This is a genomic window from Streptomyces sp. NPDC050535 (assembly GCF_044457665.1).
In the GTDB taxonomy this organism is placed as follows: Bacteria; Actinomycetota; Actinomycetes; order Streptomycetales; family Streptomycetaceae; genus Streptomyces.
Window position 1 is genome coordinate 283,966 of the sequence record NZ_JBITHE010000005.1, and the last position, 23,042, is coordinate 307,007.

At 68.3% G+C, this 23,042-nt stretch carries 24 protein-coding genes and 1 pseudogene; 13 read left to right on the forward strand and 12 right to left on the reverse strand.

Going from position 1 to position 23,042, the window contains the following annotated elements; all coding sequences use genetic code 11:
- Positions 1-66: 66 nt before the first annotated feature.
- Together femX and ACIBLC_RS14410 are read right to left on the reverse strand one after the other, a co-directional pair.
- On the reverse strand, positions 67-1,188 hold the full coding sequence (gene femX, locus ACIBLC_RS14405; protein ID WP_399211221.1) for a peptidoglycan bridge formation glycyltransferase FemX: 1,122 nt from the start codon (positions 1,186-1,188) through the stop codon (positions 67-69).
- A 167-nt stretch (positions 1,189-1,355) separates the two neighbouring features.
- Positions 1,356-1,670, reverse strand: coding sequence for a hypothetical protein (locus ACIBLC_RS14410; RefSeq protein ID WP_399211223.1), 315 nt, complete (start codon positions 1,668-1,670; stop codon positions 1,356-1,358).
- Between the two features lie 287 nt (positions 1,671-1,957).
- On the opposite strand from ACIBLC_RS14410, the gene rpsF reads away from it, so the two are divergent.
- The 4 genes from rpsF to rplI all read left to right on the forward strand — a co-directional run bounded on the left by rpsF (position 1,958) and on the right by rplI (position 3,698).
- Entirely contained in the window at positions 1,958-2,248 is a 291-nt protein-coding gene (gene rpsF / locus ACIBLC_RS14415) for a 30S ribosomal protein S6 (RefSeq protein ID WP_006604399.1), read from the forward strand.
- Between the two features lie 78 nt (positions 2,249-2,326).
- A complete protein-coding gene (locus tag ACIBLC_RS14420) occupies positions 2,327-2,947 on the forward strand; it encodes a single-stranded DNA-binding protein (protein WP_399211225.1) in 621 nt (206 codons plus the stop codon).
- A gap of 49 nt (positions 2,948-2,996) precedes the next feature.
- Complete coding sequence (rpsR, locus tag ACIBLC_RS14425) at positions 2,997-3,233, forward strand: 30S ribosomal protein S18 (RefSeq protein WP_003949403.1); 237 nt, start codon at positions 2,997-2,999, stop codon at positions 3,231-3,233.
- 18 nt (positions 3,234-3,251) lie between these two features.
- Complete coding sequence (gene rplI / locus ACIBLC_RS14430; RefSeq protein WP_153289645.1) at positions 3,252-3,698, forward strand: 50S ribosomal protein L9; 447 nt, start codon at positions 3,252-3,254, stop codon at positions 3,696-3,698.
- A 105-nt stretch (positions 3,699-3,803) separates the two neighbouring features.
- On the opposite strand, the gene ACIBLC_RS14435 is transcribed toward rplI, so the two are convergent.
- Positions 3,804-5,150, reverse strand: a complete 1,347-nt coding sequence (locus ACIBLC_RS14435; RefSeq protein WP_399211226.1) for an MATE family efflux transporter — start codon at positions 5,148-5,150, stop codon at positions 3,804-3,806.
- 439 nt (positions 5,151-5,589) lie between these two features.
- Here ACIBLC_RS14435 and dnaB point away from each other — a divergent pair, with 439 nt between their 5' ends.
- Both dnaB and ACIBLC_RS14445 read left to right on the forward strand, forming a co-directional pair.
- On the forward strand, positions 5,590-7,065 hold the full coding sequence (dnaB, locus tag ACIBLC_RS14440) for a replicative DNA helicase (protein ID WP_399211227.1): 1,476 nt from the start codon (positions 5,590-5,592) through the stop codon (positions 7,063-7,065).
- Positions 7,066-7,174: 109 nt separating this feature from the next.
- Positions 7,175-8,561 (forward strand): annotated as a pseudogene (locus tag ACIBLC_RS14445) (serine hydrolase domain-containing protein).
- Between the two features lie 69 nt (positions 8,562-8,630).
- Here ACIBLC_RS14445 and ACIBLC_RS14450 read toward each other — a convergent pair.
- Both ACIBLC_RS14450 and ACIBLC_RS14455 read right to left on the reverse strand, forming a co-directional pair.
- Positions 8,631-9,083, reverse strand: coding sequence for a GNAT family N-acetyltransferase (locus ACIBLC_RS14450; RefSeq protein WP_399211228.1), 453 nt, complete (start codon positions 9,081-9,083; stop codon positions 8,631-8,633).
- A 41-nt stretch (positions 9,084-9,124) separates the two neighbouring features.
- A complete protein-coding gene (locus ACIBLC_RS14455; RefSeq protein WP_399211229.1) occupies positions 9,125-9,583 on the reverse strand; it encodes a MarR family winged helix-turn-helix transcriptional regulator in 459 nt (152 codons plus the stop codon).
- A 141-nt stretch (positions 9,584-9,724) separates the two neighbouring features.
- On the opposite strand from ACIBLC_RS14455, the gene ACIBLC_RS14460 reads away from it, so the two are divergent.
- Together ACIBLC_RS14460 and ACIBLC_RS14465 are read left to right on the forward strand one after the other, a co-directional pair.
- The gene (locus tag ACIBLC_RS14460; protein ID WP_399211230.1) at positions 9,725-10,933 is read left to right on the forward strand and encodes an MFS transporter; all 1,209 of its coding nucleotides are present in this window, start codon (positions 9,725-9,727) and stop codon (positions 10,931-10,933) included.
- 144 nt (positions 10,934-11,077) lie between these two features.
- Positions 11,078-11,500 carry a heme-binding protein gene (locus ACIBLC_RS14465; RefSeq protein WP_399211231.1) on the forward strand — a complete coding sequence of 141 codons (423 nt, stop codon included), beginning with the start codon at positions 11,078-11,080 and terminating at the stop codon, positions 11,498-11,500.
- An 84-nt stretch (positions 11,501-11,584) separates the two neighbouring features.
- On the opposite strand, the gene ACIBLC_RS14470 is transcribed toward ACIBLC_RS14465, so the two are convergent.
- On the reverse strand, positions 11,585-12,451 hold the full coding sequence (locus tag ACIBLC_RS14470) for a GNAT family N-acetyltransferase (RefSeq protein ID WP_399211232.1): 867 nt from the start codon (positions 12,449-12,451) through the stop codon (positions 11,585-11,587).
- Between the two features lie 824 nt (positions 12,452-13,275).
- Between ACIBLC_RS14470 and ACIBLC_RS14475 the strand changes: the two genes are divergently transcribed.
- Positions 13,276-14,952 carry a globin domain-containing protein gene (locus tag ACIBLC_RS14475; protein WP_399211234.1) on the forward strand — a complete coding sequence of 559 codons (1,677 nt, stop codon included), beginning with the start codon at positions 13,276-13,278 and terminating at the stop codon, positions 14,950-14,952.
- 50 nt (positions 14,953-15,002) lie between these two features.
- On the opposite strand, the gene ACIBLC_RS14480 is transcribed toward ACIBLC_RS14475, so the two are convergent.
- The 5 genes from ACIBLC_RS14480 to ACIBLC_RS14500 all read right to left on the reverse strand — a co-directional run bounded on the left by ACIBLC_RS14480 (position 15,003) and on the right by ACIBLC_RS14500 (position 18,823).
- The gene (locus ACIBLC_RS14480; RefSeq protein WP_399211236.1) at positions 15,003-15,485 is read right to left on the reverse strand and encodes an NUDIX domain-containing protein; all 483 of its coding nucleotides are present in this window, start codon (positions 15,483-15,485) and stop codon (positions 15,003-15,005) included.
- Between the two features lie 100 nt (positions 15,486-15,585).
- A complete protein-coding gene (locus ACIBLC_RS14485) occupies positions 15,586-16,491 on the reverse strand; it encodes a LysR family transcriptional regulator (RefSeq protein WP_399211237.1) in 906 nt (301 codons plus the stop codon).
- A 308-nt stretch (positions 16,492-16,799) separates the two neighbouring features.
- Positions 16,800-17,945, reverse strand: coding sequence for a cystathionine gamma-lyase (locus ACIBLC_RS14490; RefSeq protein ID WP_399211238.1), 1,146 nt, complete (start codon positions 17,943-17,945; stop codon positions 16,800-16,802).
- A complete protein-coding gene (locus ACIBLC_RS14495; protein WP_399211239.1) occupies positions 17,942-18,433 on the reverse strand; it encodes a low molecular weight protein-tyrosine-phosphatase in 492 nt (163 codons plus the stop codon). Before ACIBLC_RS14495 ends, ACIBLC_RS14490 begins: the two co-directional genes overlap by 4 nt.
- Before the next feature lie 9 nt (positions 18,434-18,442).
- The gene (locus ACIBLC_RS14500; protein WP_399211240.1) at positions 18,443-18,823 is read right to left on the reverse strand and encodes a phage holin family protein; all 381 of its coding nucleotides are present in this window, start codon (positions 18,821-18,823) and stop codon (positions 18,443-18,445) included.
- An 81-nt stretch (positions 18,824-18,904) separates the two neighbouring features.
- On the opposite strand from ACIBLC_RS14500, the gene ACIBLC_RS14505 reads away from it, so the two are divergent.
- The 4 genes from ACIBLC_RS14505 (at position 18,905) to ACIBLC_RS14520 (ending at position 21,432) form a co-directional block, all read left to right on the forward strand.
- Positions 18,905-19,222, forward strand: a complete 318-nt coding sequence (locus tag ACIBLC_RS14505; protein WP_399211241.1) for a cupin domain-containing protein — start codon at positions 18,905-18,907, stop codon at positions 19,220-19,222.
- Positions 19,223-19,386: 164 nt separating this feature from the next.
- A complete protein-coding gene (locus ACIBLC_RS14510) occupies positions 19,387-19,599 on the forward strand; it encodes a DUF5326 family protein (RefSeq protein ID WP_365440758.1) in 213 nt (70 codons plus the stop codon).
- Between the two features lie 561 nt (positions 19,600-20,160).
- Positions 20,161-20,895, forward strand: coding sequence for an IclR family transcriptional regulator (locus ACIBLC_RS14515; RefSeq protein WP_399211421.1), 735 nt, complete (start codon positions 20,161-20,163; stop codon positions 20,893-20,895).
- 99 nt (positions 20,896-20,994) lie between these two features.
- Entirely contained in the window at positions 20,995-21,432 is a 438-nt protein-coding gene (locus tag ACIBLC_RS14520) for an SsgA family sporulation/cell division regulator (RefSeq protein WP_399211242.1), read from the forward strand.
- A gap of 104 nt (positions 21,433-21,536) precedes the next feature.
- Here ACIBLC_RS14520 and ACIBLC_RS14525 read toward each other — a convergent pair whose 3' ends face one another.
- Positions 21,537-23,024 (reverse strand): YibE/F family protein, encoded by a 1,488-nt coding sequence (locus tag ACIBLC_RS14525; protein ID WP_399211243.1) that lies wholly within the window; start codon positions 23,022-23,024, stop codon positions 21,537-21,539.
- Positions 23,025-23,042: the final 18 nt, after the last annotated feature.

Here is a 23,042-nt window from a genome sequence, read left to right on the forward strand (position 1 = left end):
GGATTCGGCGGACTGATGGTGCGGCGCCGGGCCGGGTCAGGAGCGCGGCGTGCGGATCGGTCGAGGTCAGCGGCGTGACATGTAGATGTCGAGTGCCTTGTGGAGCAGCTTGTTGAGCGGGAAGTCCCACTCGCCGAGGTACTCCGCGGCTTCCCCGCCCGTGCCGACCTTGAACTGGATCAGGCCGAAGAGGTGGTCGGTCTCGTCCAGCGAGTCGGAGATACCCCGCAGGTCGTAGACGGTCGCCCCGAGCGCGTACGAGTCTCGCAGCATTCGCCACTGCATCGCGTTCGAGGGCCGGACCTCACGCCCGATGTTGTCCGAGGCACCGTACGAGTACCAGACGTGCCCACCCACCACCAGCATCGTCGCGGCGGACAAGTTCACGCCGTTGTGCCGGGCGAAGTAGAGCCGCATGCGGTTGGGGTCCTCGTTGTTGAGGGCCGTCCACATGCGCTGGAAGTACGACAACGGGCGGGGCCGGAAGTGGTCGCGGATCGCGGTGATCTCGTACAGCCGCTGCCACTCCTCCAGGTCCTGGAAGCCGCCCTGGACAACCTCGACGCCCGCCTTCTCGGCCTTCTTGATGTTGCGGCGCCACAGCTGGTTGAAGTTCTTGTGGACCTCTTCCAGGGAGCGATTGGCGAGCGGCACCTGGAAGACGTAGCGGGGCTGCACGTCGCCGAAGCCGGCGCCGCCGTCCTCACCCTGCTGCCAGCCCATACGTCGCAGTTTGTCGGCGACCTCGAAGGCGCGCGGTTCGATGAAGTCCGCCTCGATGTCACGCAGGCGCTTCACGTCCGGGTTCTGGATGCCGCCCTTGATGGAAGTCGCCTCCCAACGCCGGATGATCACCGGTGGGCCCATCTTCACGGAGAAGGCGCCCTGCTGCTTGAGATGCGCGAGCATCGGCTGCAGCCAGTCACCGAGGTTCGGAGCGAACCAGTTGATGACCGGCCCCTCGGGCAGGTAGGCGAGATAACGCTTGATCTTGGGCAGCTGGCGGTACAGGACGAGGCCCGCCCCGGCCATCTCGCCGGTCCTGTCGTCGAACCACCCGAGACTCTCGGAGCGCCACTCCGCCTTGACGTCTGCCCAGGCCGGGACCTGCATGTGGCTGGCCGCGGGCAGGCTCTGGATGTACGCCAGATGCTGCTCGCGGCTGATGGTCCTCAGGGTCAGGCTCATTCCGGGCGCTCCTCGGGCTGGTGTGTCCCCATGGGTACAGGGGCTCCGGCTCTCGCGCCGAAGCCTACTGCGCCCTGTGAGCGCCTCGTCTGGCCGTACGGAACCTGCGCCCCGACCGATACGTGGTCAGGACGCTCCGAGGGGTTGTTCGGCCCTCCGGTGGGCCTTCAGCCGATGACGCCGCCGAAGAGGCCGCCGTGTGCCATGCCCAGGAAGAAACCGACGGCCGAGGCACCGAGACCCAGGATCAGCCCGAAGCGCTCCCGGGTCGTCTCGGAGATGAACTGTCCGCCGGCACCGGTCAGGATGCCCACCAGCCCGGTCCAGGAGCTGAGCAGGTGCAGGCTGTGGAACTGGGCGGTGATGAAGGCCGTCGCCCCGAGAACGAGAGTCAGCCCGACCAGCGTGTCCTGGAGGGGGTGGGGCCTGTGGTCCGTGGCGAGCAGGGAGCCGGCGGTGTTGGGTCGCAATGTCTGTGCCATAAGGCACCTCCTGCGGAAGGCGGCGCATCGTAGCGCCATACACACCCGATGTGTACAGACTGACGCCGAACCCGGTCGGATTTCAACCGGAAGCCAGTGTGCGGGTAGTCTGTACCCTCTGCACCGGTGTCTGCCCAGGCCAAGGCCAGGTCACGACAGGGAAACCCGTTCGGTTCGCCGCTCGGGAGCCCCGATTGTCAGTGGCTGCCGATACCGTTGCGGACGCATCACAACCCTCCTGCCACGGAACGACCGTGGCCGCTGAGTCCAAAGGAGGTGGGTTCCACATGCGTCACTACGAAGTGATGGTCATCCTCGACCCCGATCTCGAAGAGCGCGCTGTCTCTCCGCTGATCGAGAACTTCCTCTCCGTCGTCCGTGAGGGCAACGGAAAGGTCGAGAAGGTCGACACCTGGGGCCGTCGTCGTCTGTCCTACGAGATCAAGAAGAAGCCCGAGGGCATCTACTCGGTCATCGACCTCCAGGCTGAGCCTGCGGTCGTCAAGGAGCTCGACCGACAGATGAACCTGAACGAGTCGGTCCTCCGGACCAAGGTCCTCCGTCCCGAGACCCACTGAGCTCTCCAGCTCAGCTGATCTCGGGCATCGAGTAGCAGCATTTAGCAGCCAGCAGCAAACCCGCCGAGAGGTTCCCCCATGGCAGGCGAGACCGTCATCACGGTCGTCGGCAATCTTGTCGACGACCCCGAGCTGCGCTTCACCCCTTCCGGTGCGGCGGTCGCGAAGTTCCGTGTCGCGTCCACTCCCCGCACCTTCGACCGGCAGACCAATGAGTGGAAGGACGGCGAAAGCCTGTTCCTGACCTGCTCGGTCTGGCGTCAGGCGGCGGAAAACGTCGCGGAATCGCTCCAGCGAGGCATGCGCGTCATCGTGCAGGGCCGGCTGAAGCAGCGGTCCTACGAGGACCGTGAGGGCGTCAAGCGCACGGTCTACGAGCTGGACGTCGAGGAAGTCGGCGCCAGCCTGAAGAGCGCCACGGCCAAGGTCACCAAGACCACGGGCCGAGGCGGCCAGGGCGGATACAGCGGTGGCGGTGCCGGCGGCCAGCAGGGCGGTGCCTGGGGCGGAAGCTCCGGCGGCGGCCAGCAGGGCGGCGGCGGAGCTCCCGCGGACGACCCCTGGGCGTCCGGCGCTCCCGCCGGCGGTCAGCAGGGCGGCAGCGGCGGCAGCGCCGGTAGCGGTGGCGGCGGCTGGGGCGGAAGCTCCGGCGGCTCGAGCGGCTCCGGCGGCGGCTACTCGGACGAGCCCCCCTTCTAAGAAGGGCGGGGCTCGAACCCCAACTTCTTGATCACACAGGAGAAACACCATGGCGAAGCCGCCTGTGCGCAAGCCTAAGAAGAAGGTCTGCGCTTTCTGCAAGGACAAGGTCACGTACGTGGACTACAAGGACACGAACATGCTGCGGAAGTTCATTTCCGACCGCGGCAAGATCCGTGCCCGCCGCGTGACCGGCAACTGCACGCAGCACCAGCGTGACGTCGCCACGGCTGTGAAGAACAGCCGTGAGATGGCGCTGCTGCCCTACACCTCCACCGCGCGATAAGGGAAGGGTGACTGACACATGAAGATCATCCTCACCCACGAGGTCTCTGGCCTCGGTGCCGCGGGCGACGTCGTCGACGTCAAGGACGGTTACGCTCGCAACTACCTGATCCCGCGGAACTTTGCGATCCGCTGGACCAAGGGTGGCGAGAAGGACGTCGAGCAGATTCGTCGTGCTCGCAAGATCCACGAGATCGCGACCATCGAGCAGGCCAACGAGATCAAGGCCCGCCTCGAAGGTGTCAAGGTCCGTCTGGCCGTTCGCTCCGGCGACGCCGGTCGTCTCTTCGGTTCCGTCACCCCGGCCGACATCGCCTCGGCGATCAAGGCTTCCGGTGGCCCCGAGGTCGACAAGCGCCGCATCGAGCTGGGCTCGCCGATCAAGACCCTGGGCGCCCACGCGACGTCCGTGCGTCTGCACCCCGAGGTTGCCGCCAAGGTCAACATCGAGGTCGTCGCGGCCTGACCGCTGCGCTCGGCATAGCTGAAGGAAGGGCCGCTCCCGGCTGGGTGCGGCCCTTCTTCGTTTCACGTGAAACGAAGAACGAGGCAGTGGTTTCACGTGAAACGCTCAGCGCGTCGCGCCCGTGACGATCCAGCGTCCCGAGCGGGAACGCATCCACAGGGTCGCCATCCGGACGGTCATCATCAGGGTCATCGCCCCCCAGAGAGCGGTGAGGTTGCCTCCGAGTACGGGTACGAGGAGCGCCACGGGAGCGAAGACCAGCAGGGTCAGCAGCATCGCCCAGGCCAGATACGGGCCGTCCCCCGCACCCATCAGAACTCCGTCCAGGACGAAAACGATCCCGCTGATCGGCTGCGAGACGGCGACCAGTAGCAGGGCGGGCAATGCCACGTTCTGGACGGCCGAGTCACTGGTGAACAGAGGGAGGAACAGAGGGCGGGCAGCGATGACCAGCAGGCCGAGTGCGACTCCGGTGGCGATTCCCCACTGGACCATCCGGCGGCAGGCATCCCGGGCACCCTGGGCATCGCCCGCGCCGAGGTAGCGTCCGATGATGGCCTGCCCGGCGATGGCGATCGCGTCGAGCGCGAAGACGAGCAGGCTCCACAGCGACAGAACGATCTGGTGGGCGGCTATGTCGGCGTCGCCGAGACGAGCCGCTACTGCCGTGGCGATCATGAGGATCGCCCGGAGGGACAGGGTGCGCACCAGAAGAGGTGCACCGGCCTGGGCGCAGGCCCGTATTCCGGCGGCGTCCGGCCGCAACGACGCGTTGTGCTTCCGGGCGCCGCGGATGACGACGTACAGATAGACCACCGCCATGCCGCACTGGGCGATGACGGTGCCCCAGGCGGAACCCGCGATGCCGAGGCCGGCTCCGTAGACGAGGCCGATGTTGAGGGCGCCGTTGGCGACGAAGCCTGCGGCGGCGACGTACAGCGGGGTCTTTGTGTCCTGGAGGCCGCGCAGGATCCCGGTGGCCGCGAGTACGACGAGCATGGCCGGGATGCCGAGTGCTGAGATACGGAGATAAGTGATGGCGTACGGAGCCGCGGTGTCCGAGGCGCCGAAGAGGCCCATCAAGGCCGGTGCCGTGGGCAGGGTGATGGCTATGACGGCCACGCCGATCAGCAGGGCGAGCCAGATTCCGTCCATGCCCTGACGGATCGCGGCGCTCAGGTCTCCCGCGCCGACGCGCCGGGCGACGGCTGCCGTGGTGGCGTAAGCGAGGAAGACGAAGACGCCGACGGCCGTCATGAGAAGGGCCGAGGCGACGCCGAGGCCGGCCAGTTGCGCGGTACCGAGATGGCCGACGATCGCGGTGTCGACCATGAGGAAGAGTGGCTCTGCGACGAGTGCGCCGAAGGCCGGAACGGCCAGCGCGACGATCTCTCGGTCGTGCCGGCGTCGGACGGCCTTGGACGCCGCGGGAGCCTGTGTCATGAGCACCAATCTAATCTTCCACAGGTAAGAGATGCAAACAGGTAGTGACTATTACTTGCTCGTGCTGGCGTACACCGTTTGCAACGATCTTGGTCTGGTCGCGAAAGTTTTTCTTCTGCACAGCCAGTGGATGGGAAAGGCGCAGTTCAGAGCGGGTTTCTCTGGAAGGTTGAGTGCTTGTTCACAGGCCTGTCCACCGGGTCGTGCACAGGTTTTGTGGAGTTCTCCACAGCATCCGGGGCGTCGTCCACATGGCCTGTGGATAACCAGATTGGCTGACGGTGCCCGCGGGCCTAACGTGGTGCGGCGCCCACTCTCTCCTTCGTCCTCGGATTCCTCGCAAAACCGACGCGCCAGAACCGGAGTTGGGTCCCTTAGTTGTCAGTGCCGTGCCGTAGAAATAAGGGGCACGGCTAGGTCCGCTCCGCGGACGGGAGGAGGTGGCTCGGTGAGTATTTCCGAGCCCTTGGACGACCCCTGGGCCGACAGCGGTCCCAGTGATCGTCTGCCCTCCTCCCGCCGGCGTCAGGAGGGTGGCCGGAGCCGCGACGAGCAGCACGACCGCGACCGGGAATCCGGCTCGTGGGAGGGCGGAGGGTCTGCCTTCGAGCGCGTACCGCCGCAGGACCTGGACGCCGAGCAGTCGGTTCTCGGCGGCATGCTTCTCTCCAAGGACGCCATCGCGGATGTCGTGGAGGTTCTCAAGGGTCACGACTTCTACCGTCCGGCGCACGAAACGATCTTTCAGGCGATCCTCGACCTCTACGCGAAGGGCGAGCCCGCCGACCCCATCACGGTCGCGGCCGAGCTGACCAAGCGGGGCGAGATCACCAAGGTCGGCGGCCCGCCGTACTTGCACACCCTGGTGCAGACGGTCCCGACGGCGGCGAACGCCGAGTACTACGCCGAGATCGTCCACGAGCGCGCGGTCCTGCGCCGGCTGGTCGAGGCGGGCACGCGTATCACGCAGATGGGTTACGCGGCCGACGGTGATGTCGACGAGATCGTCAACAGCGCCCAGGCCGAGATCTACGCGGTCACCGAGCAGCGCACCACCGAGGACTATCTGCCGCTCGGCGACATCATGGAGGGCGCGCTCGACGAGATCGAGGCGATCGGGTCCCGGTCGGGGGAGATGACCGGTGTGCCGACCGGCTTCACCGACCTCGACTCGCTCACCAACGGCCTTCACCCGGGCCAGATGATCATCATCGCCGCCCGTCCCGCCATGGGTAAGTCGACGCTGGCCCTGGACTTCGCGCGAACCTGCTCGATCAAGCACAACATGCCCAGCGTGATCTTCTCGCTCGAAATGGGCCGCAACGAGATCGCGATGCGTCTGCTGTCGGCCGAGGCGCGGGTCGCCCTGCACCACATGAGATCCGGCACGATGACCGACGAGGACTGGACCCGGCTCGCGCGCCGGATGCCCGATGTCTCCGCCGCCCCGCTCTACATCGACGACTCCCCGAACCTGTCGATGATGGAGATCCGGGCCAAGTGCCGCCGCCTCAAACAGCGCGCCGACCTGAAGCTCGTGGTCATCGACTATCTCCAGCTGATGCAGTCGGGCGGCAAGAGGTCCGAGAGCCGTCAGCAGGAGGTCTCCGACATGTCGCGAAACCTGAAGCTGCTGGCCAAGGAGTTGGAGCTGCCGGTGATCGCGCTGTCTCAGCTCAACCGTGGCCCTGAGCAGCGCACGGACAAGAAGCCCATGGTCTCCGACCTGCGTGAGTCCGGATCGATCGAGCAGGACGCGGACATGGTGATCCTGCTGCACCGCGAGGACGCGTACGAGAAGGAGTCACCCCGCGCGGGTGAGGCGGACATCATTGTGGGCAAGCACCGTAACGGCCCGACGGCCACGATCACGGTGGCCTTCCAGGGCCACTATTCGCGCTTCGTGGACATGGCGCAGACCTGATCCGAGAGCCCGTCGGTCCCGCGGGACCGACGCTCCCGCACCCGGCCGTGTCTCGGAGCGTCGGAGAAATGTGCTCGACGCACGGTGCCGGGCCGGGTGGACTGGGCGCATGACGACACCTCAGGAAGAGCTCCTTCCCACCACGGTCCGGTCTCTCCTGCACCGTATCGCCGTCGCTCAGGCCGAAGGACGGGCGCCGTCACTGGTCGCTTCGGTGGTCCGGGGCGGGGAGACCGTCTGGACCGGCGCACGGACCTCGGTGGACGGGCACGGGCCGGACGAGAACGTGCAGTACCGGATCGGTTCCATCACCAAGACCTTCACGGCCGTACTGGTCCTGAGGCTGCGTGACGAGGGGCTCCTGGATCTCGGTGATCAGCTCGAGAAGCATCTGCCGGGTACCGGCGCGGGGGAGGCCTCCATCGCCGAACTGCTCGCGCACACGGCGGGCTTGGCTGCCGAGTCACCCGCTCCCTGGTGGGAGCGCACGCCTGGCTCACTGCGCCCGGAACTGGCCGATGTGCTGGGTGAGCAGCCCTTCAGGCATCCGGTCGGGCGGCGCCACCACTACTCGAACCCCGGCTACACGCTGCTGGGGGCGTTGGTCGAGGAACTGCGAGGTGCTCCGTGGGAAGAGGTGCTGCGGCGCGAGGTGCTCGAGCCGCTGGGGCTGCGCCGCACCAGCGGACAGCCGCAGGCACCGCACGCGGGCGGATGGGCCGTCCACCCTTGGGCGGACGTGATGATGCCGGAACCGACGGAAGACCTCGGCCGTATGGCGCCGGCCGGACAACTCTGGTCCACCACCGGGGATCTGGCACGCTTCGCGGCCTTCCTGGCCCAGGGTGACGACCGCGTGCTGAGCGCGGACACCGTGCGGGAGATGCGGACGCCCGCCGCGCCGCCCGAGACGGCGGACCTGGCCGCGGGTTCCGCCTACGGACTGGGGATGCAGATCGTGCACCGCGACGGCCGGATCCTCGTCGGCCACTCCGGTTCCCTGCCGGGCTTTCTCGCCTGCCTGCTGGTGAGTGTGGAGGACGACCTGTCGGCGGTCGTGCTGTCCAACTGCACCTCGGGACCGCCGGTGTCGACCGTCGCCGCAGATCTCGTACGGATCGTTGCGGAGGCCGAGCCCCGGATCCCCGAGCCCTGGCGTCCGCTGCCCGAAATCGACGCAGCGGTGCTGGAGTTGGCAGGACAGTGGTACTGGGGGACGTATGCCTTCGGGCTGCGGCTGGTGGCCGACGGAGGTGTTTCGCTGGAGCCGTTGTCCGGTACGGGGCGGGGCGCGCGCTTCCGGGCGAACGGCGACGGTACCTGGACGGGACTCGACGGATATCACGCCGGAGAGCTCCTCCAGGCCCTACGGCGCCCTGACGGGTCGGCCAGCCACCTGGAACCTCGGATCGTTCACGTTCACGCGTCAGCCGTACGACGAGGGGGCTCCTGTGCCCGGTGGGGTGGACCCTGACGGCTGGCGAGGGGCTCGATAGGAGACGTGACGGCGGGAGGCGGCTGTTTCACGTGAAACAACCGCCTCCCGCCGAATGTGGGGCCGCTCCTCAGAGCGCCAGTTTGAACCCGACATGGGAGGCCGTGAAACCGAGCCGCTCGTAGAACCGGTGAGCGTCGGTACGGGTGACGTCGGAGGTCAGCTGAACCAACTGGCAGTCCTGACGCCGGGATTCCTCGATCGCCCACTCGATGAGCCGGGTACCGAGCCCACCGCCGCGCTCCTCGGCGTGGACACGTACGCCTTCGACGATCGAGCGGGTCGCGCCCTTGCGGGACAGCCCAGGAATCACCGTGAGCTGGAGAGTGCCGACGACACGGCCCCCACGTACGGCGACGACAAGGTGCTGGTTCGCGTCGCCGCTCAGGCGCTCCAGGGCCGCCAGATACGGGGTGAGGTCGTCGGGCGATTCCCGCTGGGCGCCCAGCGGATCGTCCGCGAGCATCGCCACGATGGCGGGGACGTCGTCCGCAGCGGCCGCTCGTATTTCAAGATCTCCCATGGCCGCACCCTACGAGAAGTGGGCTCACCCGTGCGTACCGCTCAGGCGGGCACGCTCGCCGATTCCACGACCCGGACCAGCGGGGCCAGTTCGGGGTTACGGGCCGCCTCGTCGAGCGCCTCGCGCAGGGCGGAGTCATTGGTGGGCCGCGCCGCTTCGAGGAGGGTCAGGCCCGCTTCGCCGACGTTCGTGTAGATGCCGCGGCGATCGGTCGGGCACAGGTAGCGCGAGAGCAGCCCGCGGTCCTCGAGCCGGGTTACCAGGCGGGTGGTGGCGCTCTGGCTGAGGACGACCGCGTCCGCGACCTGCTTCATCTGGAGGTGTCCGCCCTCGCCGTCGTGCTGCCGGCTGAGCACGTCCAGCAGGGAGTACTCCCGCACGCTCAGACCGTGCTTGGCCTGTAGAGCGCGCTCGATGTGGGCCTCGATCCTCCCGTGAAGCAGGGAGAGGGCGCACCAGCCCTGTGCGAGGGCGGTGAGCGCGGGGTCCGTGGCTGTCATGGCGTTTCCTCCGTCCCGGAGCGACTGAACCCAGGATAGAGCACCATCGCAATAGCCCGCCCTTGCATATAACCCGCGCATGCAACTATTGTGAACGCAGGCAAAGAGCTCCGGCAATCTTCTGGAAGGTGTTACCCCACCATGCCTCTCGCGCTTCTGGCCCTCGCGATCGGGGCCTTCGGAATCGGAACCACCGAGTTCGTGATCATGGGTGTGCTGCCCGAGGTCGCCGGTGACTTCGGTGTATCCATCCCCACCGCCGGACTACTGGTGACCGGTTATGCCCTCGGCGTGGTGATCGGCGCCCCGATCATGACCGCGCTCGGCACGAAGGTGTCCCGCAAGCGGATGCTGATGCTGCTGATGGGGCTGTTCGTGCTCGGCAACCTGCTCTCCGCCGCCGCCCCGAACTTCGGGCTGATGCTGGCCGGCCGAGTGGTGGCCTCCCTCGCCCACGGTGCCTTCTTCGGCATCGGCTCTGTGGTCGCCGCCGAACTGGTCGCCCCGGAGAAGAAGGCCGGTGCGATCGCCATGATGTTCAGCGGTCTGACCGTCGCCAATGTGGTCGGTGTCCCGCTGGGCACGCTGATCGGACAGTCCGCCGGATGGCGTGTCACCTTCGCCGGTGTGGCCCTGCTCGGAGTGGTCGGGCTGCTGGGCATCGCGAAGCTGGTCCCCGAACTGCCCAAGCCCGAAGGCGTGCACCTCCGCCACGAGCTGGCCGCTTTCAAGAACGTCCAGGTCCTCCTGGCCATGGCGATGACCGTGCTCGGGTTCGGCGGGGTCTTCGCGGCCATCACCTACATCGCGCCGATGATGACGCACGTCACAGGATTCGCGGACGGGTCCGTCACCTGGCTTCTGGTCCTCTTCGGCCTCGGCATGGTCGGCGGGAACCTGATCGGTGGCAAGTTCGCCGACCGCGCGCTGATGCCCATGCTGTACGTGTCCCTCGGCGGCCTCGCCATCGTGCTCGCCCTGTTCACCGTCACGGCGCACAACAAGTTCCTCGCGGCCGTCACGATCGCGCTGATCGGCGCTCTCGGGTTCGCCACCGTGCCGCCGCTCCAGAAGCGCGTCCTCGACCAGGCGCACGGCGCACCCACGCTCGCCTCGGCCGTCAACATCGGCGCCTTCAACCTCGGCAACGCCCTGTCGGCCTGGCTCGGCGGCATCGTCATCGCAGCGGGCATGGGCTACACCGCGCCCAACTGGGTCGGCGCCGTCCTCGCCGCGAGCGCGCTCGTCCTCGCGGTCGTCTCGGCCGCCCTGGAGCGCCGCACCACTGCTCGCAGCGCCGTCGTCACCGGTGGCACGCCCGCCGAGCGGCGGACCGCCGTCCCCCACTGACCAGCGCCGGGCTCTGGTGCGGGGCCAGGGCCGTCCCCGCGTCCTCTTGTCTCGGCATCAGCCGCTGTGACCCAGAACGAATCACCCAGCACGAATCACGCAGCACGAACCACCGAGCACCCCCTCACAAGGAGAAACACCCCCATGAGCACCACCACCGCAGTTGCCCCGTTGACCACTGAGGACGCCGAGGTTCTCGTCACCGCGGCCCGCCGTGCCGCGGAAGCGGCCGGAGTGCGGGTCAGCGTCACCGTTCTCGACGCGGGCGGTCACCTGCTCGCCTTCCGACGCGATGACCAGGCCGTGCTGATCTCCGGCGAGACCAGCACCCGCAAGGCCTACACGGCACTCCAGCTGAACTCGGCCACCGCGGACCTCGTCGAGGCGGTTCAGCCCGGCGGCCTCTTCCACACCTTGCCCACCGCGCTCGACCGCCCGCTCCTGTTCATCGCGGGCGGTGTGCCGGTCCACCGCGAGGGCCGGCTCATCGGTGCCGTCGGCGTCGGCGGCGGTGCGCCGGACCAGGACCATGGCTTCGCCGGAGCCGGTGTGGCGGCTCTCGCCTGACGGCGATTCAGCGCGGAAGCGCCGGTCTCCTCCACCCCGGGGGCCGGCGCTTCGCCGTTGCCTGCTTCAGGCCGTCGCCGTTCGCTAGCCGGCCGCCACCGTCAGTGGAGCGAAGCGTCGTGTCCAGTCCCCGGGCAGTTCCGAGATCCCGTACGTCATCACCGAGTTGAAGCCGGCGGACACGAGGCCGTGCTCCTTCACCCAGGACAGCAGCTCTTCGTGCCGTACATCGATGTCGGTGCGCAAAGGGCCGTCGGTGCGGGCGGCCAGTGAGGCGATGAGCGCCTTCGCTGTCTCCGTGTCACCGGCGATCAGCGGACCTACCACGTGGTTGTCCATGTTGGGCCACGCGGCCGCGTATCCGCTGATCCGGCCCCTGTCCTCGGCGACGCGCAGCTGGTCCGAGAAGGCGGGCAGTCGAGTGATCACATGAGTACGGTCACACCCGAAGGTTTCCTCGTCGAGCCGGAGGATCGCGGTCAGGTCCGCGGCCGTTGCCGGGCGCGTGAAGACCTTGGAGGTCGGCCCGGCGGGGGTGAAGTCACCTCGGACCATCTCGGCCCGGCCGGTGGCCTTGAATCCCAACTCCTCGTAGAGGGGACGGCCGTACGGCGTGGCATGCAGCGTCAGTGGGATGGTGCCCATCACCTCGACGACATGCCGCATCAGGCGCCGGCCGACTCCCTGGCGGGCATGCCGTTCGGCGACGAGCACCATGCCGATCGCGCCCAACTCGGGGCGCTCACGCGGTCCGTACTCGGTCACGACACAGGCGGTGACGAGTCCGCCGTCGGGATCGTCGATGCCGTATCCCGTTCCGGCAGTGAGGAGGAGGCCCCACTTGTGTTCCTCACGGGGCCAGCCACGGTCCTCGGACAGGTCGGCGCATGCGATGAGATCACGATGCGTCAGGCGGCGGATGGGCAGAGAGGCGAGGGAGGGTGTCGACACTCAGGTCAGGCTGCCTGACCCGTGCCCGCGACGTCCACTTGTTTGCGGGTGGACGTACGCGCCTCTGGTCAGGTCGCAGGCGATCAACCTGGCGCGCGGGCGGACGTTTCACGTGAAACACCTCACGCTTTTCGGCCGTGCTCTTCGCCGAGCGACTCAATGGAACCGGCGGGGATTCTCGCGCTGCGGTCAAAGTGCAGATCGCGGACCGGCTCTGTGAAGAATTCGAGGTGAGTCAGGACCGGCCGCGAGGCTTTGGGTGACTCGCTGTCGCACAGGGATGCGTTCGGTGCCGTGCAGGTATCCGTAGAGGCCGTCGCGGATCGGGATCCGACCGGTCCGGTGACCCACTCCTCTGTGGGGCTGAGACTGTGAAGCGCCCATGAATTGGCCCGCGGCGCCCGGCAATTGAGGCCATTGGTGCTTGAGCACCGCCAATTCGTGCTGAAGGCGGGCGGGACTTGTGCATGAGGCGGCTGCCGGTATGGTCGAGTCCGGTTCGCGTCCACCGTGATGTACGCAAGTCACGTAGAGGCGCGAACACACGTCAATGCAGCCTAACGGGACGGAGAGATCGAAGACCCGCATTTTCCGTTATGCGGCTGGGCTTCGGCTCGGGGTGGGATGCTGCGGTGGGACTGCGGCCAATGTCACATTCTTGCCTTACTTGTCCGTACGGAGTGGTAACCCGGGTTCAATGTGGCCGCATTGACCGTCGGAGGCTGAACCGGGAAAGAAAGCAAGCCGTCTGCGGGGAAAGCAGGCATCTTCCGACCGCGGAGGTGCGCAGACCGACCGAAAGATGTTCGAGGCGAGGCACAACCATGGACGCTCCGACCACCACGTCGGCCGACAAAGGCACTTCCGGCGGCAACGGCGGGAGTGGCTGGTTCACACCGCGCAAGGATCCCGCACCGACGTCCGCAGACGGAGAGCGGGAGGCGGAGGGGAGCCGTCTGGCCGCGCTGCGACCGGTGGGGCGGTCGACCGAGAACAGGCCTACGGACGCAGGGCCGTCCGGACGGACTCCCGGAGCAGCCGAGGCCACCCTCCCGCAGCAGCGAATACGGGCCGTCGAGCACTCTGGGACCACTGACCACCGGCGTCCCGAGGCGGTACCAGCCCCAGCGGCGCACCGCGAGCAGAGGCCCGAACCCGAGGCCGTACGACCGCAGTCAGGTCCCGCACCCGAAGCCGTACGGCAACAACCGGCCCCCGCACGGCCCGAGTACGGCTATCCGGGGCCTCAACCCGGCTCTGCGCGTACCGAACACGCCCTCGCGCAGTCCGGCCACGCCTCTCCGATGCCTCACCCGAGCCCGGAGCGGCCCGCTCCGGCGCCGGAGCCACGCGTTCCCGCTCAGAGTCCCCCCTCCACTCCTGCGGCGTCTCCGGACGCCGTACTGATCCGTCGGACCATGGCCGAAGCCGGTCCCGTGGCCGACAAGGTCACCTCCTACTTCTACGCGCTGCTCTTCGTGCGCCACCCGGAACTGCGGTCGTTGTTCCCCGCCGCGATGGACACCCAGCGGGACCGGCTGCTCAAGGCGCTGCTGACCGCCGCCGAGCACATCGACAACACAGAGGTCCTCGTCGCGTACCTCCAGAACCTCGGCCGTGGGCACCGTAAGTACGGCACCAGGCCCGAGCACTACCCGGCTGTCGGGGAGTGCCTGATCGGCTCACTCAGCCGGTTCGCCTCGGCGAGCTGGGACGCCGAGACCGAGGCGGCCTGGGTCCGCACGTACACGACGATCTCCCAGGTCATGATCGACGCAGCGGCCCAGGACGAACTGCGAGCCCCGGCCTGGTGGTACGCCGAAGTGGTCGCGCACGAGCTCAGGACCCCGGACATCGCGGTCATCACCGTCCGCCCCGACCAGCCGTACCCCTTCCTCGCCGGGCAGTACACGAGCCTGGAGACGCCGTGGTGGCCGCGGATCTGGCGCCACTACTCGTTCGCCTCGGCGCCCCGCTCCGACGGGCTGCTGTCCTTCCATGTGAAGGCCGTGCCGGCGGGCTGGGTGTCCAATGCCCTGGTGCACCGCGCCCGGCCCGGTGACAACGTCCGGCTCGGCCCGCCGGCCGGTTCGATGACCGTCGACCACACCACCGACAGCGGACTGCTCTGTCTGGGCGGCGGCACGGGCATAGCGCCCATCAAGGCGCTTGTCGAGGATGTCGCCGAGCACGGGGAGCGGCGCCCGGTCGAGGTCTTCTACGGTGCCCGTACCGATCATGATCTGTACGACATCGACACGATGCTGCGGCTCCAGCAGAGCCACCCGTGGCTCGCGGTACGCCCGGTGGTCGACCAGCAGTCCCATATCCAACTGCCCGACGTCATACGCGAGTACGGGCCGTGGAACGAGTTCGACGCCTACCTCTCGGGTCCGCCCGGGATGATCCGCAGCGGGGTGGACGTCCTCAGGGACATCGGTATGCCGTCGGACCGCATACGTCACGACGCGGTGGAGGAGCTCGTCGCAGCAGGGGACTGAGTGCGGAGCCGCGGTCCCACGGTCCGACTCGGTGTGACCCCGACAGAGCGTCAGCCCAGGTCAGGCGCGTGCATCGCTCGTACGCCCTCGATGTTCCCGTCGAGATAGTGCCGCAGGGACAGCGGCACGAGGTGGACGGAAGCGATGCCGACCCGGGTGAACGGGACCCGCACCGTCTCGTACTCGCCGCACGGCTCATCCATCTCGGGGCCGTGCCGCAGCGCCGGATCCATGGATTCCAGGTGGCAGACGAAGAAGTGCTGCACCTTCACGCCGGTCGAGCTCTCGTCGTGGCCGATGTGCTCGACGGTGTCGACGAAGCAGGGCACCACGTCGATGACCTTGGCGCCGAGTTCCTCGAGGACTTCACGGTGGAGCGCGTCGACGACAGTCGTGTCTTCCGGTTCGACCCCGCCACCCGGTGTGAGCCAGTAGGGATCGACACCGGGCTTGGTGCGCTTGATGAGAATCAGGTCGTCACCGTCCAGCAAGATGGCGCGGGCGGTGCGCTTGACCACGGGTCGGACGGTCATGGGAGGAATGTGGCCCGGTTGGTTCCACGTGAAACATCGCGAAGCCGCCAGGACGTCAGGAGAGGGCTCAGAAGGGGGCAAGAAGGCCCGCGGGGTGATGTCACGACCAGTCGGCGGCGGCACGCAGCAGCCACTCGTGCGCACGTGCGATGTGCGGCATGGCCAGCGTGCCGGTGCGGACCACCAGAAAGTACGTCCGCAGCGGGGGGACCGCCGGATCGAGGAGCGCCACGACATCGCCGCGTTCCAGGGCGGCGGCGCACAGGTACCGGGGAAGCACGGCGAGGCCCGCGCCCGTGGCGGCACAGGCGAGTACCGCGCGGAGATCGGGCACGACGACGGTGCCGGAGGTCGCCGGGCGGCGGTCGAAGACCGAGGCCCAGTAGCGGGCGACGAGCGGAAGAGACTCGTGCACCTCGACGACGGGGAAGTTCTCCAGTGCGTGGGCGCCCTTGCGGCGCAGCTTGCCCGGACCGATAAGGGCCGCCCAGCGCGGGGCGGCGACCAGGACGTGTTCCTCGTCGCAGAGCGGAGTCGCGGTGAGCAGCGCCCCGCGCGGCTGGGCTGTGGTGATGGCCAGATCATGGTGTCCGGCGGCCAGCCCCTCCAGTGTTTCCTCGGCGTTCCCGAAGGAGGCGCGCAGGGCCAGGCTCTGGCCGTCGTCGCCGGTCAGCTCGGTCAGTGCGGGCAGGGCCCGTTCAGCGGTGAACTCCGGCGGCCCGGCAAGGTGCAGAGTGCGCGACGAGGAGTCCTCGTCGAGCCCGGTCTCGGTGATCTCCACCAGAGCGTCGAGATGCGGTGCGGCCTTGTGGGCGAGTTCGTCGCCGATGGTCGTGGGGGTCACCCCGCGGGCCTGGCGCAGGAAGAGGGGCCTGCCCAACTGCCGCTCGAGTGCGCGGATCTGCGAGGTGACGGCCGGCTGAGAGAGTCCGAGCAGTGCGGCGGCTCGGGTGAAGGAACCGGCCCGGTGCACCGTCACGAACGTGCGTAGCAACGCCAGATCCACGATGCCCCCTCCCTTCCCGCCCACCTCGCCGGAGCCCCAACTATAAATATGTCGATAGGTCTCTGTCGCTACTGTGATTGGACACTGACACTGAGTCAACTAGCCTTGTGCGCGCGGTTCTTCGCGCGGAGAACCGGGACGGTCCGAGCCACGAGGGGGGAGGCTCGGACCGTCCGTTCTGCCTGGCGAGGCATCAGAAGCCGCAGCCGGACGGGTGGGGCCGCCTGCTCACCGATCGTTCAGGAAGAACCCGTCCTGGTCCGGTGAGGGCGCGGTCCGGTGAGGACGGAGTCCGGAGAGTGCGGGCCTCAGTCCTCGGACTCGTCGAGCGCCCGCAGCACGTCCGCCACCAGGTCCTCGGGATCCTCCGCGCCGGCGGAGAAACGGATGAAGCCCTCGGGTACCGCGTCCCCGCCCCACCGTCCACGCCGCTCGGCCGTGGACCGCACTCCGCCGAAGCTCGTGGCGTCGTCCACCAGCCGCAGGGCTTCGAGGAAACGGTCGGCACGCGCGCGCGTGGGCAGCGTGAAGGACACCACGCACCCGAAGCGCCGCATCTGCTGCGAGGCGATCTTGTACGAGGGATCGTCGGGGAGCCCCGGGTAGCGCAGCCCGGTCACCTCGGGCCGGTTCCGCAGCGCTTCGGCGATCGTCAGGGCGGTGGCGGTCTGCCGGTCGGCACGCAGTTGGAGGGTGGCCAGCGAGCGGTGGGCCAGCCATGCCTCCATCGGCCCGGGGATCGCGCCGACGACCTTCCGCCAGCGCCGTACGGGAGCCATCACGGACGCGTCGCGCCCGGTGACGTATCCCAGAAGGATGTCGCCGTGCCCGGTGAGCATCTTGGTACCGCTGGCCACGGAGAAGTCGGCGCCGAGCTCCAGCGGGCGCTGCCCGAGGGGGGTGGCGAGGGTGTTGTCGACGGCGACGAGGATGCCCTGCGCGTGTGCCGCCGCGACGAGCCGCCGTATGTCGCACACGTCGAGACCCGGGTTGGACGGGGTCTCGATCCACAGGAGCTTCGCGCCGTCGAGCACGTCGAGCTGGGCGTCGCCGCCGGTCGGGGCGGTGCGCACCTCGATGCCGAAGGCGGTCAGCTGCTCGCGCACCAGCGGCAGTACCTGGTAGCCGTCGTCCGGCAGTACCACGATGTCGCCGGCCCGCAGCTGGGAGAAGAGCACCGCGGAGATGGCGGCCATGCCCGAGGGGAAGGCGAGCGTCTCGACGCCGCCCTGCTCCGGGGCCTCCAGCTCGCCGATGGCGCGCTCCAGGAGCGTCCAGGTCGGGTTCTCGTCACGGCCGTAGGTGTACGGGCCGGTGGGCTCCCCCGGCAGATGGAAGTGCGCGGCGAAGACCGGGCCCGGGAGCGTCGGCTCGTACTTGACGGGTTCGGGCAGTCCGGCCCGCACCGCGCGTGTGCCGTCACCGCTACCCGTGACGAAATCTCCTGACGTCATGCCGCTCGTCCCTCCACTTGCTCTTGCACAGCGGCGAGCAGTCCGCGGCTCGCCGTCTCCACCATCTCAAGACATTCCGTGAAGCCTTCGATATGTCCGTAATACGGATCGGGGACATCGGGATCGGCGTCCGCGTCGGGGTCGTACGACCGCAGCAGCCGGATCTTCTCCGCGTCCTGAGGTGTGGGCGCGAGGCGGCGCAGGGCCTCTAGATGGCTGGAGTCGAGGGCGATGACGAGGTCGAGGCGGGCGAACCAGGAGACCTGGAACCGCCGGGCCGTGTGATCGCTCTCATAGCCGCCCGCTTCCAGGACGGCGATGGTGCGCGGGTCGGCGCCGTCGCCCTCGTGCCAGCCGCCCGTGCCCGCGCTGTCGACCTCGACCAGGCCGTCGAGCCCGGCTTCTTCGACGCGGGCGCGGAAGACGGACTCGGCCATCGGGGAGCGGCAGATGTTGCCGGTGCAGACGAAACAGACGGAGAAAGCCATCGGGACCACTCAGTCCTTGCCGTCGGGCAGGACGACGTTGAGCGCCCAGGACACGATCGAGATGATCAAGCCGCCCAGCACGGCGGTCCAGAAGCCCTCGACGTGGAAACTCAGGTCCAGTTTGTCGGCCAGCCACGAGGTGAGCATCAGCATCAGGGCGTTGACCACCAGAGTGATCAGGCCGAGCGTGAGGATGAAGAGCGGGAAGGTCAGCACCTGCACGACGGGCTTGACAAGGAAGTTCACCAGGCCGAACACCAGTGCCACAAGCAGGAGTGTGCCGATCTCCTTGCCGGTGTTGTCACCGGTCAGGGTGATCTTGTCGAGCAACCAGACGGCGATCGCCAGGGCCGCGGCGTTGGCGATCGTCTTGACTACGAAATTCTTCATGTGTCTGATCGTGGCAGAAGAGATCGACTGGCGAGCGCGGCTGTGGACAGAGCAGACGGCGTACGAGAGCGGACGAGGGCGATGAAGGCATTCCGGCTGGATGAACTGGAGGCGGAACGCGCCGCCAATGACGGTGCCTACCTGCAGTTTCTGCGTGAGCGGAACATGTCGGTCGGCCTGTACGCACTCGACGCGGGGGAGCAGGACCCGCAGCGGCCGCACCAGCAGGACGAGGTGTACTTCGTCGTGAGCGGGCGGGCCTCGATCACGGTCGGCCTGGAGACCACTCAGGTGGCGCGGGGCAGCGTCGTCTACGTGCCCGCGGGAGTCGCCCACAAGTTCCATCACATCACCGAGGACCTGCGGGTTCTGGTGGTCTTCTCTCCGCCCGAGAGCTGAGTTCGGTCTCAGGGTTCCCTAGGGGAACGGTCAGGGGGGAACAAGGGGTCCGAGGCCCCCGTCCGGTCCCGCGCGGATCTAGCATCGAACGCGGGACATCGAAGAACCCGGAATCACTGCCCCGGACTTGGGGCGACGGGCTGACAGAGGCAAGGACAAGGGCGATGCGAGAGATCTTCAACGGTATGCCGTGGTGGGTGAAGTGGGTCGCGGTGCCGGTCATCGCCCTCGTGGTGTTCGGCGGCCTGATAGCGACCGTCGTCGGCTTCGTCATCGGCCTGCTCTTCAAGGCGCTGATCTTCGTCGCGCTGGTCGGCGGACTGATCTACGTCGTAAGGAAGTTCACGACGAGTTCGTCCTCGCGCGGCGACTGGTGAGGCGACGGGCCGGCGCGAGCGGGTGAGCGATCGGTAACGGGTGGGCCGGTAAAGGGAAACCGAGGTTCCCTCGGCCGGGGGAAGTTTCCCGGTGGGGCCGTCTGCGAGCGGTGGTGGGCGGTTAAAGTCCGGGGGCCCGACGCGGGGCCGACCTCGCGGGCAGCGCACAACTCCCTCCCGTGTCCCCCCGCACGGGCGGTCCCCCTCGCGCTCAGGGAGTACCCCTTGGCCACGGTTGACACCGCACCCGCAGCATCACACGCTCCACCCGTCCAGCGGTCCGGGACCTCCGCGGGGTCTCGCGTCCCCCCGACCCAGCCACGCACGTCGCCCGCGGAGGCGCTCGCCGCGAAGAAGCCGCCCGCAGAGACGTCCGACGCACGCACGCCGACCGACGAGCGGGACACCCGGACCGCGGCGACACGCCCCCCGCCCGCCACCGCACGCACTCCCCTCTCCGGGGCTCGGGCACCCTCGCCCACGACCGCCCAAGCCGCGCTCTCCGGGGCGCGGACACCCCCGGCGGAGGCCGCGCCGCCGGAGCCGCATCCCACCACCCTCATCGGGTCCGTACAGCGGGCGATGCGCCTCCTGGAGGCCGTAGCCGCGCGCGAACACGGAGCGCCCGCCAAACAGCTCGCCAGGGAGGCGGGGCTCGCGCTCCCGACGGCGTACCACCTGCTGCGCACCCTGGCCCACGAGGGGTATCTGCGCCGCGAGAAGGGGCTGTTCGTGCTCGGTGAGGCCGCCGAGCGGTTGAGCAGCAGCGGAGCCCAGCAGAAACGTCGCAGCACGATGAACGACGCGCTCGCGCACTGGCGCGATTCGATCGGCGTCCCCGTGTACTACGCGACGTACCGCGACGGCGAGATCGAGGTGATCTGCGTCGCCGACACCCCGGCCAATCCCGCGGTCGAGGAGTGGGCCGACTTCCGGGAGACCGGGCACGCCCACGCCATCGGCCAGTGTCTGCTGTCGCAACTGGACGAGAAGGCACGCAGAGACCATCTCGACCGCTATCCGGTGCAGTCGATCACTCCCTACACGGTGCGCGACAGCGACAGCCTGCTGCGACGCCTGGAACGCGTAGGGCGGATGGAACCCCTGATCGAGCGACAGGAGTACGCCCTGGGCACCGTCTGCGCCGCGATTCCCCTCACCGTCGGCAACACCGCGTCGACCATGGCCATCTCCGTGCCGTCGCACCAGGCGGACCGACTCCTCCCCGCAGCACGCCAGTTGCAAGGGGAAATCGGCAGGCTGCTGGGGACACTCGCCATCTCTATCAGTATCTGAAAACTCACTCCTTGTAATCCGTCGTATACGTTGAGCAAGATTCCAGCAGTGTCAGGGGGATGATTCCTGGCCAGTCGACGGCAAACTCCGGGGTAGGCGATGCGCGAGTCGGTACAGGCAGAGGTCATGATGAGCTTCCTGGTGTCGGAGGAGCTCTCCTTCCGCATTCCGGTGGAACTGCGATACGAGACCTGTGATCCGTACGCGGTGCGGCTGACCTTTCATCTGCCCGGCGACGCGCCCGTGACCTGGGCGTTCGGTCGGGAGTTGCTGGTCGACGGCGTGGGCCGGCCGTGTGGCGACGGCGATGTGCACATCACTCCCGCCGACCCGGACGCGTTCGGCGAGGTCCTGATCCGGCTTCAGGTGGGCGGCGACCACGCGCTGTTCCGGTCCGGTGCGGCGCCGCTCGTGGCGTTCCTCGACCGGACGGACAAGCTGGTGCCGCTCGGGCAGGAGCGTGCCCTCGCCGACTTCGACACCCATCTCGACGAGGCGCTGGACCGCATCCTGGCGGAGGAGCAGAGCGCGGGCTGAGCGGTCACCCTCGGTCCAGAGTGGCGTAACGCTTCCTCCGAGGCGGCCCCGGAGCGGACAGCGGCCGCACGGCTCCCGGCAAGTCGCCTGGAAGCCGCGGGACTTCAGTGCTTGCGGCGGCGGCCCTTCCCACCCCGTACCGGCGTCCTGGCGGCCCCCACAGGCTCCCCAGGGCCGTCCGGAGTCCCTGGCCGGACCGCGCCCCCCGCACGGTCGGCGGAGACCACCAGGGCGGCCAGTGCGGTCGTGACCGGCACGGCGGCGACCAGGCCGATCGACCCGACCAGGGTGCGCACGATCTCCTCCGCGACCAGTTCGCTGTTGGCGACAGCTCCCACGCTGCTCTGCGCGATCGAGAAGAGCAGCAGCAGGGGCAGCGCCGCGCCCGCGTAAGCCAGGACGAGCGTGTTGACGACCGAGGCGATGTGGTCACGGCCGATCCGGATGCCCGCGCGGTACAGCCCCCGCCAGCCCATCGCCGGATTCGCCTCGTGCAGCTCCCAGACCGCGGAGGTCTGCGTCACCGTCACGTCGTCGAGTACACCGAGCGAACCGATGATCACGCCCGCGAGCAGCAGACCGCTCATGTCGATGGACGGATACAGGCCGTGGATCAGACCGGTGTTGTCGTCCGTGTTGCCGGTCAGCGCGGCCCAGTCGATGAACACCGAGCCGAGCACGCCGATGAGCAGCAGCGAGAGCAGTGTGCCGATCACCGCCACCGATGTCCGGGCCGAGAGGCCGTGGCACATGTAGAGCGCGATCAGCATGATGGCGCTGGCCCCGACGACGGCCACGACCAACGGGTTCGAACCCTGAAGGATCGCGGGCAGGATGAAGAACGTCAGGATCAAGAAGCTGACGGCCAGCGCGACCAGCGCCATGACGCCGCGCAGCCGGCCCACCGCGACGACGATCAGCGCGAAGATTCCGGCGAGCACCGCCATCGGGATCTTGCGGTTCACGTCACTGACGGAGTACTGCAGGTCCTTGGGCGCGGAGGGCTCGTACGCGACCACGACCTTCTCGCCCTCGTGCAACTGCCGTGACTGGTCCGGCTGAACGATCTCGGTGAACGTACGGCCCTTGTCGCTGCCGGTGTCGACCCGGATCGTCGCCTTCTTGCAGTCGCCCGTCGCTTGCTGCTGCGCGGAGGAACCCTCGGCGGTGGAGGTGTCGCCGGTCGGGGTCTCCCCCGAGGCGTTCGCGGAGTCGCAGTCCACCTTGTCGACCTTGGTGACCGTCGCCTGCTGGGTCTGCCGGTCGAAACCGACGCCGGTGCGCTCGTGTCCGGGTGCGCCGCCCGGCCAGAGCACCACGAGCCCCACGACGACCGCGACGGCGAAGGGGATCAGCACCGCGCCGATGACCTTGCGCAGGTGCTTGGAGACGGGAGCGGCGGGGCCATGGCTGTGACTGTGCGAATGACCGTGGCCGTCCCCCGGGCCCTGCCCGCCCCCGGATCCCCGTCCGCTGCCCGGTCCTTGGCCGTCGCCGGGACCCCCGCCACCGCCCGGACCGTGTCCGTCGCCGGGGCCATGTCCGTGCGGCGGCTCGGACGGCGGAATAGGAGGCTGCTGCGTCGTGGTCACCGACCGATCATCGCAAGA

Bases quoted from the DNA above. Each gene is read 5' to 3' on its own strand.
- femX (WP_399211221.1), bottom strand. From the start codon at position 1,188: ATGAGCCTGACCCTGAGGACCATCAGCCGCGAGCAGCATCTGGCGTAC.
- ACIBLC_RS14410 (WP_399211223.1), bottom strand. From the start codon at position 1,670: ATGGCACAGACATTGCGACCCAACACCGCCGGCTCCCTGCTCGCCACG.
- rpsF (WP_006604399.1), top strand. From the start codon at position 1,958: ATGCGTCACTACGAAGTGATGGTCATCCTCGACCCCGATCTCGAAGAG.
- ACIBLC_RS14420 (WP_399211225.1), top strand. From the start codon at position 2,327: ATGGCAGGCGAGACCGTCATCACGGTCGTCGGCAATCTTGTCGACGAC.
- rpsR (WP_003949403.1), top strand. From the start codon at position 2,997: ATGGCGAAGCCGCCTGTGCGCAAGCCTAAGAAGAAGGTCTGCGCTTTC.
- rplI (WP_153289645.1), top strand. From the start codon at position 3,252: ATGAAGATCATCCTCACCCACGAGGTCTCTGGCCTCGGTGCCGCGGGC.
- ACIBLC_RS14450 (WP_399211228.1), bottom strand. From the start codon at position 9,083: ATGGGAGATCTTGAAATACGAGCGGCCGCTGCGGACGACGTCCCCGCC.
- ACIBLC_RS14455 (WP_399211229.1), bottom strand. From the start codon at position 9,583: ATGACAGCCACGGACCCCGCGCTCACCGCCCTCGCACAGGGCTGGTGC.
- ACIBLC_RS14460 (WP_399211230.1), top strand. From the start codon at position 9,725: ATGCCTCTCGCGCTTCTGGCCCTCGCGATCGGGGCCTTCGGAATCGGA.
- ACIBLC_RS14465 (WP_399211231.1), top strand. From the start codon at position 11,078: ATGAGCACCACCACCGCAGTTGCCCCGTTGACCACTGAGGACGCCGAG.
- ACIBLC_RS14475 (WP_399211234.1), top strand. From the start codon at position 13,276: ATGGACGCTCCGACCACCACGTCGGCCGACAAAGGCACTTCCGGCGGC.
- ACIBLC_RS14480 (WP_399211236.1), bottom strand. From the start codon at position 15,485: ATGACCGTCCGACCCGTGGTCAAGCGCACCGCCCGCGCCATCTTGCTG.
- ACIBLC_RS14490 (WP_399211238.1), bottom strand. From the start codon at position 17,945: ATGACGTCAGGAGATTTCGTCACGGGTAGCGGTGACGGCACACGCGCG.
- ACIBLC_RS14495 (WP_399211239.1), bottom strand. From the start codon at position 18,433: ATGGCTTTCTCCGTCTGTTTCGTCTGCACCGGCAACATCTGCCGCTCC.
- ACIBLC_RS14500 (WP_399211240.1), bottom strand. From the start codon at position 18,823: ATGAAGAATTTCGTAGTCAAGACGATCGCCAACGCCGCGGCCCTGGCG.
- ACIBLC_RS14505 (WP_399211241.1), top strand. From the start codon at position 18,905: ATGAAGGCATTCCGGCTGGATGAACTGGAGGCGGAACGCGCCGCCAAT.
- ACIBLC_RS14510 (WP_365440758.1), top strand. From the start codon at position 19,387: ATGCGAGAGATCTTCAACGGTATGCCGTGGTGGGTGAAGTGGGTCGCG.
- ACIBLC_RS14520 (WP_399211242.1), top strand. From the start codon at position 20,995: ATGCGCGAGTCGGTACAGGCAGAGGTCATGATGAGCTTCCTGGTGTCG.